10 protein-coding genes are annotated in these 14,001 nt (G+C 62.4%); 7 read left to right on the top strand and 3 right to left on the bottom strand.

Going from position 1 to position 14,001, the window contains the following annotated elements; translation table 11 throughout:
* The first annotated feature begins 16 nt into the window (after positions 1-16).
* The 7 genes from ampD (at position 17) to groL (ending at position 9,462) form a co-directional block, all read left to right on the top strand.
* Positions 17-631, top strand: a complete 615-nt coding sequence (gene ampD / locus AB7A72_RS09965; RefSeq protein ID WP_312453136.1) for a 1,6-anhydro-N-acetylmuramyl-L-alanine amidase AmpD — start codon at positions 17-19, stop codon at positions 629-631.
* Between the two features lie 396 nt (positions 632-1,027).
* A complete protein-coding gene (locus AB7A72_RS09960; RefSeq protein ID WP_369459800.1) occupies positions 1,028-3,925 on the top strand; it encodes a ribonucleoside-diphosphate reductase subunit alpha in 2,898 nt (965 codons plus the stop codon).
* Between the two features lie 60 nt (positions 3,926-3,985).
* A complete protein-coding gene (locus AB7A72_RS09955) occupies positions 3,986-5,095 on the top strand; it encodes a ribonucleotide-diphosphate reductase subunit beta (protein ID WP_312452129.1) in 1,110 nt (369 codons plus the stop codon).
* Between the two features lie 195 nt (positions 5,096-5,290).
* Positions 5,291-6,202, top strand: a complete 912-nt coding sequence (locus AB7A72_RS09950) for a hypothetical protein (protein WP_312807528.1) — start codon at positions 5,291-5,293, stop codon at positions 6,200-6,202.
* A 148-nt stretch (positions 6,203-6,350) separates the two neighbouring features.
* On the top strand, positions 6,351-7,031 hold the full coding sequence (locus AB7A72_RS09945; RefSeq protein ID WP_369459799.1) for a TetR family transcriptional regulator C-terminal domain-containing protein: 681 nt from the start codon (positions 6,351-6,353) through the stop codon (positions 7,029-7,031).
* Positions 7,032-7,391: 360 nt separating this feature from the next.
* On the top strand, positions 7,392-7,682 hold the full coding sequence (locus AB7A72_RS09940) for a co-chaperone GroES (RefSeq protein ID WP_021025779.1): 291 nt from the start codon (positions 7,392-7,394) through the stop codon (positions 7,680-7,682).
* A 136-nt stretch (positions 7,683-7,818) separates the two neighbouring features.
* Positions 7,819-9,462, top strand: a complete 1,644-nt coding sequence (groL, locus tag AB7A72_RS09935; RefSeq protein WP_239809363.1) for a chaperonin GroEL — start codon at positions 7,819-7,821, stop codon at positions 9,460-9,462.
* A gap of 181 nt (positions 9,463-9,643) precedes the next feature.
* On the opposite strand, the gene AB7A72_RS09930 is transcribed toward groL, so the two are convergent.
* Genes AB7A72_RS09930 through AB7A72_RS09920 form a run of 3 tightly spaced genes read right to left on the bottom strand, consistent with a single transcriptional unit; the run spans position 9,644 to position 13,934 of the window.
* Entirely contained in the window at positions 9,644-10,900 is a 1,257-nt protein-coding gene (locus AB7A72_RS09930; RefSeq protein ID WP_369459798.1) for a Zn-dependent hydrolase, read from the bottom strand.
* A 16-nt stretch (positions 10,901-10,916) separates the two neighbouring features.
* The gene (gene hydA / locus AB7A72_RS09925) at positions 10,917-12,383 is read right to left on the bottom strand and encodes a dihydropyrimidinase (protein WP_369459797.1); all 1,467 of its coding nucleotides are present in this window, start codon (positions 12,381-12,383) and stop codon (positions 10,917-10,919) included.
* 45 nt (positions 12,384-12,428) lie between these two features.
* On the bottom strand, positions 12,429-13,934 hold the full coding sequence (locus tag AB7A72_RS09920) for an NCS1 family nucleobase:cation symporter-1 (RefSeq protein WP_312412409.1): 1,506 nt from the start codon (positions 13,932-13,934) through the stop codon (positions 12,429-12,431).
* Positions 13,935-14,001 lie beyond the last annotated feature (67 nt).

Below are 14,001 nucleotides of genomic sequence, written 5' to 3'. Positions count from 1 at the left end.
CCAAGACCTGCCCGAGATGCCGCCCGGCGCGGACGCCCGCCCCCCGGCGGCGGCGCATGCCGCGCTCTGGCACCAGGGTTGGCTGCGCACGGCCACGCTGTGCCCCTCGCCCAACTTCGGGCCCCGCCCCCATTGCGCCTGCACCGATCTGATCGTCGTCCACTCGATCAGCCTGCCACCGGGCATCTACGGCACGGGCGATGTCCAGCGCCTGTTCACCAACCAGCTCGACTGGGATGCGCACCCGTACTTCCAGACCATCCGCGGGCTGCAGGTCTCCTCGCATTTCTTCATCACCCGCGAAGGGGCCGTGTGGCAATTTGTCAGTGCCGACGACCGCGCCTGGCATGCCGGCCAGTCGTTCTGGCGCGGGCGGCCGCGCTGCAATGACGACTCCATCGGCATCGAACTCGAAGGCCTGGAGGGCGAGACCTTCGAGCCGGCGCAATACCAGAGCCTGGTGCAGCTGTGCCAGCAGATCCGCGCGCAGTATGCGATTGCCTATATCGCCGGCCACGAGCACATCGCGCCCGGCCGCAAGAACGATCCCGGCCCCGGCTTTTCCTGGCCCCGCCTGCAGCAGGAGCTGGACTGGCCTGCCGCGATGTTTCCACCTTCTATCGGGCTGTAGATCTGCCATCGGTGCAGAGGCCCTTTTTCGCCGCGCGTTGGCATTTTTGCAGGCCCGGACGCCTGCGAAATGTGGGATTTTCTCCTGTTTGAAAAATTATTTTTTCTGTGCGCTGGCCCCGTTTTGCGCAGGCTCGCAATGGGGATCGCCCCGCAACACACGCACAGCGGTGGTTTGCATGCCCAAATGACGACGCCATGCGCAGTTGCCGCTGTTTTGCTGCGCAGCATGGCGACAGCCCCTACACACAAAATGCGCAATGCCCCATACACTACAGGTAGTGTCCAGCGCTCAAGAAAACACTACATGTAGTGTGATGCGGTTTCCAGAGGCTTGGTGATACCGGCATACCACAGCGCTGTTTCTCCGGTTTTTTGCACCCACTGAGAGGACATCATGAGCGCTGCTTCGCTTTCCGAGCTACAGGCCGCACCGGCCACCAGCTCGCGCACCCTGGATGGATTCACCGTACTGCCGGACTACCAGATCATGCGGCGCAACGGCGCAGTTGTCCCCTTCGAGCCTGCAAAGATCACCACCGCCATCATGAAGGCCTTCCTGGCCGTCCATGGCAGCCAGGGCTCGGCATCGGCCAGCGTTCGCGAAGTGGTCGAGAACCTGACCCACACGGTGGTACGCGCCCTGATGCGCTCGCGCCCCAGCGGCGGCACTTTTCACATCGAAGATGTGCAGGACCAGGTGGAGCTGGGTCTGATGCGTGGCGGCAACCACGAGGTCGCGCGGGCCTACGTGCTGTACCGCGAGCGCCGCAACCAGGAGCGCGCGCAGTTGCAGGCCCAGCACACACCCGCCCATGCCAGCCTGCATGTGCAGGACCGGGGCCAGCCGGTGCTGCTCGACGTCAAAAAACTCCATGACCGCATTGCGGCCGCATGCCAGGGGTTGGGCCAGGACGTCGACCCAGCACCGATCCTCAGCGAGACCCTGCGCAATCTCTACGACGGCGTTCCGATGGACGAGGTGTTCAAGGCATCGATCCTGGCAGCGCGCACCTTGATTGAAAAAGACCCCGACTACAGCTTTGTCACCGCGCGCCTGCTGCTGCACACCATCACGCGCGAAGTGATCGGCCAGGATGTCAGCAGTGCCGACATGGGCGCGGCCTACCGCAGCTACTTCCCCGGCTTTGTCGCGCAAGGTGTCGCGCATGAACTGCTCGCGCCCGAGATGCTGGACTTCGACCTGCCGCGCCTGGCCGCAGCCCTCCAGCCCGAGCGCGATCTGCAGTTTGACTACCTGGGGTTGCAGACTCTGTACGACCGCTATTTCCTGCATGTGCGCAAGCAGCGCATTGAGCTGCCCCAGGCCTTCTTCATGCGCGTGGCCATGGGCCTGGCGCTGAAGGAGGACGACCGCAATGCCAGGGCCATTGCGTTCTATGACCTGCTCTCGTCGTTCGACTTCATGTCGTCCACCCCCACCCTGTTCAACAGCGGCACCTTGCGCTCGCAGCTGTCGTCCTGCTATCTGACCACCGTGGCCGATGACCTGGGCGGCATCTACGATGCGATCCGCGAAAACGCGCTGCTGTCCAAGTTTGCCGGGGGCCTGGGCAATGACTGGACCCCCGTGCGTGCGATGGGTGCCCGCATCAAGGGCACCAATGGCGAGTCGCAGGGCGTGGTGCCTTTTCTCAAGGTGGTCAACGACACGGCCGTCGCCGTCAACCAGGGCGGCAAGCGCAAAGGCGCCGTCTGCGCCTACCTGGAGACCTGGCACCTGGACATCGAGGAGTTTCTGGAGCTGCGCAAGAACACCGGTGATGACCGCCGCCGCACCCATGACATGAACACCGCCAACTGGATCCCCGACCTGTTCATGCAACGGGTCATGGAAAAAGGGACCTGGACCCTGTTCTCACCCTCGGACGTTCCTGACCTGCACGACCGCTTTGGCAAGGATTTCGAGCGGGCCTACACCGCTTACGAGGCCCAGGCGGCGACCGGCGAACTGGCGCTGAGCAAGACGCTGCCGGCGGTCGATCTGTGGCGCAAGATGCTGTCCATGCTGTTCGAGACCGGCCACCCCTGGATCACCTTCAAGGATGCCTGCAACCTGCGCTCGCCACAGCAGCATGCGGGCGTCGTGCACTCCTCCAACCTCTGCACCGAGATCACGCTCAACACCAGCGACACGGAAACCGCCGTCTGCAACCTGGGCTCGGTCAACCTGGCGCGCCACCTGAAAGATGACGGGCAAGGCGGCCTGGCACTGGACCATGACAAGCTCAAGCGCACCGTCGCCACGGCCATGCGCATGCTCGACAACGTCATCGACATCAACTACTACGCGGTGGACAAGGCGCGCGACTCCAACCTGCGCCACCGCCCGGTGGGTCTGGGCATCATGGCCTTCCAGGACAGCCTCTACCAATTGCACATCCCCTACGCCAGCGATGCGGCGGTGCAGTTTGCCGACACCTCGATGGAGGCGGTTTGCTACTACGCCTATTGGGCATCGACCGAGCTGGCGCGCGAGCGCGGTGTCTACAGCAGCTACCCCGGCTCGCTGTGGAGCCAGGGCATTCTGCCGCTGGACACGCTGGACCTGCTCGCCCAGGCCCGAGGCCATGCCGACTATGTCCAGGTGGACCGCAGCATGCAGCTGGACTGGGAAGCACTGCGCCGCAAGATCGCGCAGGACGGCATGCGCAATTCCAACTGCGTCGCCATCGCACCCACCGCCACGATCTCCAACATCGTCGGTGTCGATGCCTCCATCGAACCCTCGTTTGGCAACCTGTCGGTCAAGTCCAACCTCTCGGGTGAGTTCACCGTGATCAACCAGTTCCTGGTGCGCGACCTCAAGAAGCTGGGCCTGTGGGACGACGTGATGGTGATGGACCTCAAGCATTTTGAGGGCTCGCTGCGCCCCATCGACCGCGTGCCCCATGCGCTCAAGGCTCTGTATGCCACGGCCTTTGAAGTCGATCCCGTCTGGCTGGTGGAAGCGGCCTCGCGGCGGCAGAAATGGATAGACCAGGCGCAGAGCCTCAATATCTATATGGCAGGGGCATCGGGCAAGAAACTCGACGATGCCTACAAGCTCGCCTGGGTGCGCGGCCTCAAGACCACGTACTACCTGCGCACCACCAGCGCCACGCAGGCTGAAAAGTCCACCATCCAAAGCCGCGTGCTCAATGCCGTGCCCAGCAGCCATGCCGCGCCCGCAGCCCAAGCGGTGGCAGCCGCCGCCGCTGCCCAGCCCGCCGCGCCCGGCACCGACATCCGCTTCTGCGCCATGGATGACCCCGGCTGCGAAGCCTGCCAGTGACTCCCGCACATCGTCCGAACCTGAACCACCACACCGGCCCCCACCAGGAGCGCACCACCCATGCTGAGCTTTGAAGAAGATTCCATCGACGCGTTGGCACCGCTCGCAGCCACTGCTGCGCTGCCCGCTGCACCACCACCTGCAGCGATGTTCAAGCGGGTCAACGCCGCCGACAAGCGCATCATCAACGCCAAGACCGATGTCAACCAGCTGGTGCCGTTCAAATACAAATGGGCCTGGGAGAAATACCTGGCTACCTGTGCCAACCACTGGATGCCACAAGAGGTCAACATGACGCGCGACATCGCGCTGTGGAAATCCCCGAATGGCCTGACCGAGGACGAGCGCCGCATCGTCAAGCGCAACCTGGGCTTTTTCGTCACGGCCGATTCGCTGGCCGCCAACAACATCGTGCTGGGCACCTACCGCCATATCACCGCGCCCGAGTGCCGCCAGTTTCTGCTGCGCCAGGCATTCGAGGAAGCCATCCACACCCATGCCTACCAGTACATCGTGGAGTCGCTCGGGCTGGATGAATCCGAGATCTTCAACGCCTACAACGAGGTCCCCTCGATCCGCAACAAGGATGCTTTCCTGATCCCGTTCATCGACGCGATCATGGACCCCAACTTCCAGACCGGCACCTCGCAGACGGACCAGACCTTGCTCAAAAGCCTGATCGTGTTTGCCTGTCTGATGGAGGGCCTGTTCTTCTATGTGGGCTTCACGCAGATCCTGGCGCTGGGCCGGCAGAACAAGATGACCGGCGCGGCCGAGCAGTACCAGTACATCCTGCGCGACGAGTCGATGCACTGCAACTTCGGCATCGACCTGATCAACCAGCTCAAGCTGGAGAACCCTGACCTCTGGACTACTGCATTCAAGGACGAGATCAAGGGCTTGTTTATTCAAGCAGTCGAACTTGAATATCAATACGCAGAAGACACGATGCCCAGAGGTGTGCTGGGCATGAACGCAGCGATGTTCAAAGGCTACCTGCGCTACATCGCCAACCGCCGCGCAACGCAGATCGGCCTCGATGCGTTGTACCCCAACGAGGACAATCCGTTCCCGTGGATGAGCGAGATGATCGACCTGAAAAAAGAGAGAAATTTCTTTGAGACCCGCGTCATCGAATACCAGTCCGGCGGCGCGCTTTCCTGGGATTGACGCCGACCTTGATGTGCAAACCCCGTCAGAATGTGGTTTTCCTGAGAGAAAACTGTGAAATTTGGCGTCTTTATTGAGGTTTGCACTATGCCAGTTGCTAGCAGCTGATGCACAATTCAGTTTGCTATCAAAACTTCGTGTCGAATTCAATCAGGCATGAAGTCTGCTTTCTAAATTGACCCGAAGGAGAAGAGCATGGCAACGTCCAAAGCAAGCAAGAAAACTGCTGACACCAAGGCAACTGCCAAGAAGGCAGTCGCAACCAAGGCAGCCGCCCCCAAGGCTGCTGCAAAGCCAAAGGCCGCTGCCAAGCCAGCCGCCACCAAGGCAGCTGCAAAGCCTGCTGCCAAGGCCGTTGCCAAAAAGGCAGCTGCTAAGCCAGCCGCCGCAAAGAAGACCGCCGCCAAGCCCGCAACCAAATCTACCGCAGCCGCCAAGACTGCCGTGAAGAAGGCTGCCGCTCCTGCGAAGAAGGCTGCTGCTCCGGCAAAGAAGGCCGCAGCTCCAGCCAAGAAGGCTGCCGCTCCTGCGAAGAAGGCCGCTGCTCCTGCGAAGAAGGCTGCGGCTCCTGCGAAGAAGGCTGCGGCTCCAGCCAAGAAGGCTGCAGCTCCTGCGAAGAAGGCCGCTGCTCCTGCGAAGAAGGCTGCGGCTCCTGCCAAGAAGGCCGCTGCTCCTGCCAAGAAGGCCGCTGCTCCTGCGAAGAAGGCTGCCGCTCCAGCCAAGAAGGCCGCTGCTCCAGCCAAGAAGGCTGCCGCTCCAGCCAAGAAGGCCGCTGCTCCTGCGAAGAAGGCTGCCGCTCCTGCAAAGAAGGCCGCTGCTCCTGCGAAGAAGGCTGCTGCTCCTGCGAAGAAGGCCGCTGCTCCCGCCAAGAAGGCTGCTGCTCCTGCGAAGAAGGCCGCTGCTCCTGCCAAGGCTCCCGCACCCGCCAAGAAGGCTGCTGCTCCTGCCAAGGCTCCAGCACCTGCCAAGAAGGCCGCTCCCGCCAAGAAGGCTGCCGCTCCTGCCAAGGCCCCAGCTGCTGCTGCGCCTGCTGCTGCAGAGCCCGTCAAGACCGTGCTCAGCACCAATGCTGCATGGCCTTTCCCGACCAACAGCCGCCCACAATAAGAAAACCAAGCCGGGCAATATGCCCGGGTGCCGCAAGGCACTGCTTGGTCAGCAAGGCAACGCGATGCGTTGCCTTTTTTCTTGTCTGCGGTGCAGCGCTATTCATGTCTGGCTGCAAGGCCTCCCAAATGCCAGACAATACGGGCTCATGAATGATGCCCTTCCGACACCGCAAGCCCACGCGCAAGTTGCCACTGCAGCGATGGCGCGCAAACCCAGTGCAGCCCGCCTGCGCAAGATTGACATGATCCTGGGCTCGGCAGAGCGGCATTTCGCGTTGCTGGGTTTTGAAGGTGCACCGCTGGAGCAGATCGCACAGGACGCCGGCTTCAGCCGCCACAACCTGCTGTACTACTACCCCAGCAAAGAGGCGCTGTACCAGGCCGTGCTGGTATCGGTGATCGATGACTGGCTGGGCCATATGACGGGCCTGTCCAAGGATGGAGACCCGGCGCAGCAGATCCGCCAGTACATCCGTGAGAAGTTCGAGTTCGCGCGTACCCGCCCTTTCGGCAGCCAGTTGTTCACCAAGGAGATGATTGCCGGTGCGCCATTTGCCGCCTCCGCAGTGCGCGAACGCATCGCACCATTGCTGGCGGCCAATGTGGCGGCGTTCACGCATTGGGCATGCCTAGGCCTGATCGCGCCGGTCAACTTCCAGCACCTGATGTTCAGCATCTGGGCCATCACCCAAGGCTATGTCGACCAGCAAACCCAGTTTGCATTGCTGCAGGACAAGGCAGCGCTCGATGCTGGTGATTTCGCCCAGGCCGAGACCCTGCTGGTGCAGATGCTGTCGGCCACGCTCAAGATTGACCTGCCCGGCTGAGCCGCTGCTGGCAGCTCGCAGGCTGTGCCACCAAGAGGCTCGGCACCGCGCAGATATCGCGGCCCCGGGGGCGCTGCGCTGCATCGGCCCACCGCCTGCGCTGCATCCATTTTGATAGCAAGACGCCAAGCATCTATCGCCGCTTGCGTCATTTCCGCAGTGAGGGTTCGTGAACAGGCAACGCGTCCGCCACGAATTTTTCACCCCCGCAGTCTTGAACTGTCATCAAATGACCTTATTATTAGCACTCGAAGGGGTAGAGTGCTAAAACCACCGCTTCTCAAAAATTTTTGCGTATTTGGCGCGGCGGCTGCCGGGCCATCTTTCATCCAACCTGGTATTGAAATTGAAGGAGTTGTTATGAACCTGCGTCCTCTGCACGATCGCGTGATCGTTAAGCGTCTGGAAAACGAAACCAAGACCGCTTCGGGCATCTACATCCCCGACAACGCTGCTGAAAAGCCAGACCAAGGCGAAGTGCTGGCGGTTGGCCCAGGCAAGAAGAACGACAAGGGCGAGTCCATCACCTTGGGCGTGAAGGTCGGCGACCGCGTGCTGTTCGGCAAGTACTCCGGCCAATCGGTCAAGGTGGACGGCAATGAACTGCTGGTCATGAAGGAAGAAGACCTGTTCGCTGTCGTAGAGAAGTAATGCAGTGGCGCTGCTGCGAATGGCAACAGCGCGCTCGATGCCCTGACCGGGCAAAATCTCCCAGTTTTCATAGCTGCTGACCCTTGCGCAAGACGCGCTCCAGCAGCCCCATTGATTCAGATTTTAGGAGCCAAAAATGGCAGCAAAAGACGTAGTATTCGGCGGTGAAGCACGTGCACGCATGGTTGAAGGCGTGAACATTCTGGCTAACGCCGTCAAAGTGACCCTGGGCCCCAAGGGCCGCAACGTGGTGCTCGAGCGTTCGTTCGGCGCCCCCACCGTGACCAAGGACGGTGTGTCCGTGGCCAAGGAAGTGGAACTCAAGGACAAGCTGCAGAACATGGGCGCCCAGCTCGTGAAGGAAGTGGCTTCCAAGACCAACGACATCGCTGGTGACGGCACCACGACCGCTACCGTGCTGGCCCAAGCCATCGTGCGCGAAGGCTCCAAGTACGTGGCCGCCGGCCTGAACCCGATGGACCTCAAGCGCGGTATCGACAAGGCTGTCGCTGCGCTGGTGGAAGAGCTGAAGAAGCAATCCAAGGCCACCACCACCTCCAAGGAAATCGCCCAAGTCGGTTCGATCTCCGCCAACTCCGACGAATCCGTGGGCAAGATCATTGCTGACGCGATGGACAAGGTCGGCAAGGAAGGCGTGATCACCGTCGAAGAAGGCAAGTCGCTGGACAACGAACTCGACGTCGTTGAAGGCATGCAGTTCGACCGTGGCTACCTGTCGCCCTACTTCATCAACAACCCAGAAAAGCAAGCCGCGATCCTGGACAACCCCTTCGTGCTGCTGTTCGACAAGAAGATCAGCAACATCCGTGACCTGCTGCCTACGCTGGAAGCCGTGGCAAAGGCCGGCCGTCCTCTGCTGATCATTGCAGAAGACGTCGAAGGCGAAGCACTGGCAACCCTGGTGGTCAACACCATCCGTGGCATCCTGAAGGTTGTGGCTGTGAAGGCTCCTGGCTTCGGCGACCGCCGCAAGGCCATGCTGGAGGACATCGCCATCCTGACCGGCGGCAAGGTGATCGCTGAAGAAGTGGGCCTGTCGCTGGAAAAGGTGACCCTGGAAGACCTGGGCCAGGCCCAACGCGTCGAAATCGGCAAGGAAAACACCACCATCATCGACGGTGCTGGCCAAGCTGCTGAAATCGAAGCCCGCGTGAAGCAAATCCGCGCTCAGATCGAAGAAGCCACCTCCGACTACGACCGTGAAAAGCTGCAAGAGCGCGTGGCCAAGCTGGCCGGCGGTGTTGCCGTGATCAAGGTGGGCGCTGCCACCGAAGTCGAAATGAAGGAAAAGAAGGCCCGCGTGGAAGACGCGCTGCACGCGACCCGCGCTGCTGTGGAAGAAGGCATCGTGGCCGGCGGTGGCGTGGCGTTGCTGCGCGCCAAGCAAGCGGTGGGCGCTCTGGCTACCGGCAATGCCGAGCAGGACGCCGGTATCAAGCTGGTGCTCAAGGCCATCGAAGCGCCTCTGCGCGAAATCGTGTCCAACGCTGGTGGCGAGCCATCGGTGGTGGTCGATGCCGTGCTCAAGGGCAATGGCAACTTCGGCTTCAACGCTGCCAACGACACCTACGGCGACATGCTGGAAATGGGTATCCTGGACCCCACCAAGGTGACCCGCACCGCGCTGCAAAACGCTGCGTCCGTGGCTTCGCTGCTGCTGACCACCGAGTGCATGATCGCTGAAGCCCCCAAGGCTGAATCCGCTCCTGCGATGCCCGACATGGGCGGCATGGGTGGCATGGGCGGCATGGGCATGTAATTGCCCCGGCTGTCATAGCGCACCGCCAAGCCTGCAAGACCTCTTGCGGGCTGGGTGCGAGACACCCAAAAACCCGGCACCGTCAAGGTGGCCGGGTTTTTTATCGTCTAGGGCCAGGATGCCCTTGGACAGCTGCAGCGCCGCGTGAAGGGGCGACTGCAGCTATCGCCTCTGCACCGACTCAGCAGCAGGCGCGCTCCAGCATCGCATGCAGCAGCACATTGCAACCTGCGGTGATGTGCTCGGGCTTGGCGTCTTCGATCTCGTTGTGCGATATGCCATCCTTGCAGGGGATGAAGATCATGCCCGCGGGCGCCAGGCGCGCCATGTAGACGGCATCATGGCCCGCGCCCGAGACGGCATCCATATGGGAATAACCCAGCATCTGCGCGCCGCGCCGCACGGCATCGATGCAATCGGGGTTGAAGGGCTGCGCGGTGTAGCTGGAGACCAGATCGATCCTGATCGGCAGACCGGTCTCCTGGCTGATGCGCTGGGCCACCGCGCGGATGTCCTGGTCCATGGACTCGCAATCGGCATCGGTGGCATTGCGCAGGTCGATGCTGAATTTCACCTCGCCCGGAATCACGTTGCGGCTGTTGGGGTGCACATGCACCATGCCGACCGTGCCGCGCCCGTGCGGCGGGTGGCGGTGCGCGCAGGCCACCACTTCCTGCATCACCTGGGTGGCGACCTGCAACGCATCCTTGCGCAGCGCCATCGGCGTGGGGCCGGCATGCGCCTCCATGCCGGTGACGGTGCAGTCATACCAGCGGATGCCGAGCACGCCGGTTACGACACCAATCGTCTTGTCATGGTCCTCCAGCACCGGGCCTTGCTCGATATGGGTTTCAAAGTAGTAGCCAATCGGGTGGTCACCCGGCTCCTGCGGGCCGATGTAGCCGATGCGCTCCAGCTCGTCCTTGACGCTTTTGCCATCGGTATCCTTGGCGGCATAGGCATGCTCCAGGCTGAAGGCCTTGGCAAACACGCCCGAGCCCATCATCACCGGCACAAAGCGCGAGCCCTCCTCGTTGGTCCAGAAGGCCACCTCGATGGGCGCCTCGGTCTCGATGCCATGGTCGTTGAGCGTGCGCACCACCTCGATGCCGGCAAGCACGCCATAGTTGCCATCAAACTTGCCGCCGGTGGGCTGCGTATCGATATGGCTGCCCGTCATGATCGGCGGCAGGCTGTTGTTGCGGCCCGGGCGGCGCATGAAGCCATTGCCGATCTTGTCGATGGTGACGGTCATCCCCGCTTCCTTGGCCCAGCGTGTCACCAGGTCGCGCCCCTGACGGTCCAGGTCGGTCAAGGCAAGGCGGCACACGCCTCCTTTGGCCGTCGCACCAATCTGGGCCAGCTCCATCAGCGATGCCCAGAGCCGGTCGCCATTGATGCGCAGCTGGCTGGTATCGGTCTTCACTTTCGTGTCCATGCTCGATCTCCTTGTTTCATTGCGCACGCGCCACGGCCGTCGGCGCCGTCTCTTGCGCACGCTTTTGCACCGCCTGGAAGTTGGGGCCAAAAGCCGGGCGCTTGAAATACTGGCCCGCGCCCTTCTCGGCCCGCAGGTCGCCGTTGGCATACACCACCCGGCCTCGGCTGATGGTGTGGCTGGGCAAGCCCGTCACCTGCCGGCCTTCAAAGATGTTGAAATCGCCCTTGGAATGCTGGGTCTTGGCCGACAAGGTCTTCGTGGCCTTGGGGTCCCAGAGCACCACATCGGCATCGGCGCCCACGCCGATAAAGCCCTTGCGCGGATAGACGTTGAAGAGCTTGGCCGTATTGGCCGAGGTGACCGCCACAAACTCGCTGGGCGTCAGACGCCCGGTGTTCACCCCCGCATCCCAGACCACGGCCATGCGCTCTTCTACGCCGCCGGTGCCATTGGGCGTCTTGGCAAAATTGTCCCGGCCCACCGCCTTTTGCTCGGCGCAGAAGGTGCAGTGGTCCGTCGCCGTGGTGTGCAGATGCCCGGCCTGCAGGCCACGCCACAGCGCTTCCTGGTGCTCCTTGGGGCGGAACGGCGGGCTCATCACATAGGCGGCGGCAGTGGCGTAGTCGGGATGGCGGTAGACGCTGTCGTCAATCGTCAAATGGCCAGCCAGCACCTCGCCGTAGACGCGCTGGCCGCGCGCGCGGGCGCGGGCAATCGCATCTGCCGCCTCAATGCAGCTCACATGCACCACATAGATGGGCACGCCCAGCACATCGGCAATCGCAATGGCCCGGTTGGCGGCCTCGGCTTCCACCATGGGCGGGCGCGACAGCGGATGGCCTTCCGGGCCGGTGATGCCCATGCGCGCCACCTCCTGCTGCAGCAGGTACACCAGCTCGCCGTTTTCGGCATGCACCGTGGGCATCGCGCCCAGCTCCAGCGCGCGCCGGAAGCTGTTCACCAGCGTTTCGTCGTCACACATGATGGCGTTCTTGTAGGCCATGAAGTGCTTGAAACTGTTGATGCCCTCGTCGCGCACCAGCACGCCCATGTCCTCGCGCACCTGGTCGCTCCACCAGGTCACCGCCACATGGAAGGAGTAGTCGGCCGCCGACTTCTCGGCCCAGCCGCGCCATCTGCGGTAGGCCTCCATCAGTGGCTCCTGGGGCGCGGGAATCACAAAGTCGATGATGCTGGTGGTGCCGCCGGCCAGTCCCGCAGCGGTTCCGGTGAAAAAGTCATCGGCCGTCACCGTGCCCATGAAGGGCAATTGCATATGCGTGTGCGGATCGATGCCGCCGGGCATCACATACTGGCCGCTGGCATCCAGCGTTTCCGTGCCGGCCGGCGCCTGGGCCGCAGCCCCTTCACCAACGGCCGCAATCCTGCCGTCCACCAGCAGCACATCGGCGCGCTCTTCGCGGTCCGCATTCACGACGGTACCACCTCGGATCAGAAGGGGGAGGCTGGCTGTGCTCATCATGTCTCTCCTTGGTATTCAGGTCACAGAAAGGGCAGCTGCTGCTCAAGCGCGCCGCAGCAGGGCCTGTGAAGCCGCCACATGGCTGGCCATGCCGACGCGGTACACCACGGCGGCGATGAACAGGCCTATGAACCAGGCATAGGCGTACAGGTCTTTGAACAGAGCCCCCACATTCGGGAAGCTGGCAGGAAACGCGGCGTTGAGAAAGCCCGGAATATTGGGCGCCACGCCGCAGGCAAAGGCGGCAACGGCCACCCAGTTCCAGCCGCCGGAGTAACTGTATTTACCGCCCTCGCGGTAGAGCTCTTCCACATCCAGCTGGGTGCGGCGGATCAGGAAATAGTCGACCATCAGGATCCCGGCGATCGGGCCCAGCAGCGCGGAGTAGCCGATCAGCCAGGTGAAGATGTAGCCCTGGGTGGATTCCAGAATCTTCCAGGGCATCATCAAAATCGCAATCGCCACGGTGATGTAGCCGCCGGTGCGGTAGCTGATGCGCTTGGGGTTCAGCGCCGAAAAGTCATAGGCAGGCCCCACCAGATTGGCGGCGAGGTTGACACTCACCGTATCCACCAGCAGCACGATGAGGGCGATCAGCACTGCAGCGCCCGTCATGCGCGCGGCCACGTCCACCGGATCCCACAAGGCCTTGCCATAGATGACCACGGTGGCCGACGTGACGATCACCGCCAAGGCCGCGAGCAGACCCATGGGCACCGGCAGGCCAATCGCCTGGCCCACCACCTGGTCCCGCTGCGAACGGGCAAAGCGGGTGAAGTCCGGAATGTTCAGCGCCAACGTGGCCCAGAAGCCAATCATGGCCGTGAGCGACGGCCAGAAGGTGCTCCAGAACTGGCCCGCCTTGGCTTCGCCAGGCGCAAAGGCCGACGGTTTGCTCAGGATCGGGCCAAAACCGCCCGCCTTGTCATACACCCACCACAGCAGCACAAAGCAGATCACGATCTTGGCAGGCGCGGTATAGGTCTCGAGCTTGCGGATGGACTCGATGCCATGCACCACAAAATAGAACTGGATGGCCCAGAACACCAGAAAGCAGACGAGCTGCGCAATGTTGATGCCCAGCCACGAGATCTTCTCGCTCTCCAGCGGATGGCCCAGGATCACCCCGAGCAAGGTGTAGATCATCAGGCCGCCGAACCAGGTCTGGATGCCATACCAGCCGCAGGCCACCAGCGCGCGCAGCACCGCAGGCAGCTTGGCGCCCTGGGTGCCGAACGAGGCGCGGGCCAGCACCGCATAGGGGATGCCGTATTTGGCGCCCGCATGCCCGATCAGCAGCATCGGCACCAGCACGATCACATTGGCCAGAAACACGGTCATCACCGCCTGGAACGCCGACATGCCGCCCTCTACGAGGCTCGCTGCCAAGGTGTAGGCAGGAATGCACATCACCATGCCGATCCACAACGCCGTGAAGTGGTACCACGTCCACGTTCGCTGCGAAGCTTGCGTGGGTGCGAGGTCGTGGTTCCAAAGGCCGCCGGCATCACTGCCAGTGGCACCCCCTGCTTGCGCGTCATGGGACATTGCTCACTCCTTGAGAGGTGTTATCAATACGTTCTAAGCATCCAAATCCAAAGCCTTGCGATCCATC

The organism is Comamonas sediminis (assembly GCF_041107495.1).
GTDB lineage: Bacteria > Pseudomonadota > Gammaproteobacteria > Burkholderiales > Burkholderiaceae_C > Comamonas > Comamonas sediminis.
This window is presented reverse-complemented; position numbering and strand designations above follow the sequence as displayed.

What these genes read in the sequence shown, in the direction of transcription:
- AB7A72_RS09940 (WP_021025779.1), top strand. Translation starts at nt 7,392, where the DNA reads ATGAACCTGCGTCCTCTGCACGATCGCGTGATCGTTAAGCGTCTGGAA.
- AB7A72_RS09920 (WP_312412409.1), bottom strand. Translation starts at nt 13,934, where the DNA reads ATGTCCCATGACGCGCAAGCAGGGGGTGCCACTGGCAGTGATGCCGGC.
- AB7A72_RS09945 (WP_369459799.1), top strand. Translation starts at nt 6,351, where the DNA reads ATGAATGATGCCCTTCCGACACCGCAAGCCCACGCGCAAGTTGCCACT.
- AB7A72_RS09950 (WP_312807528.1), top strand. Translation starts at nt 5,291, where the DNA reads ATGGCAACGTCCAAAGCAAGCAAGAAAACTGCTGACACCAAGGCAACT.
- ampD (WP_312453136.1), top strand. Translation starts at nt 17, where the DNA reads ATGCCGCCCGGCGCGGACGCCCGCCCCCCGGCGGCGGCGCATGCCGCG.
- AB7A72_RS09955 (WP_312452129.1), top strand. Translation starts at nt 3,986, where the DNA reads ATGCTGAGCTTTGAAGAAGATTCCATCGACGCGTTGGCACCGCTCGCA.
- hydA (WP_369459797.1), bottom strand. Translation starts at nt 12,383, where the DNA reads ATGAGCACAGCCAGCCTCCCCCTTCTGATCCGAGGTGGTACCGTCGTG.
- AB7A72_RS09960 (WP_369459800.1), top strand. Translation starts at nt 1,028, where the DNA reads ATGAGCGCTGCTTCGCTTTCCGAGCTACAGGCCGCACCGGCCACCAGC.
- groL (WP_239809363.1), top strand. Translation starts at nt 7,819, where the DNA reads ATGGCAGCAAAAGACGTAGTATTCGGCGGTGAAGCACGTGCACGCATG.
- AB7A72_RS09930 (WP_369459798.1), bottom strand. Translation starts at nt 10,900, where the DNA reads ATGGACACGAAAGTGAAGACCGATACCAGCCAGCTGCGCATCAATGGC.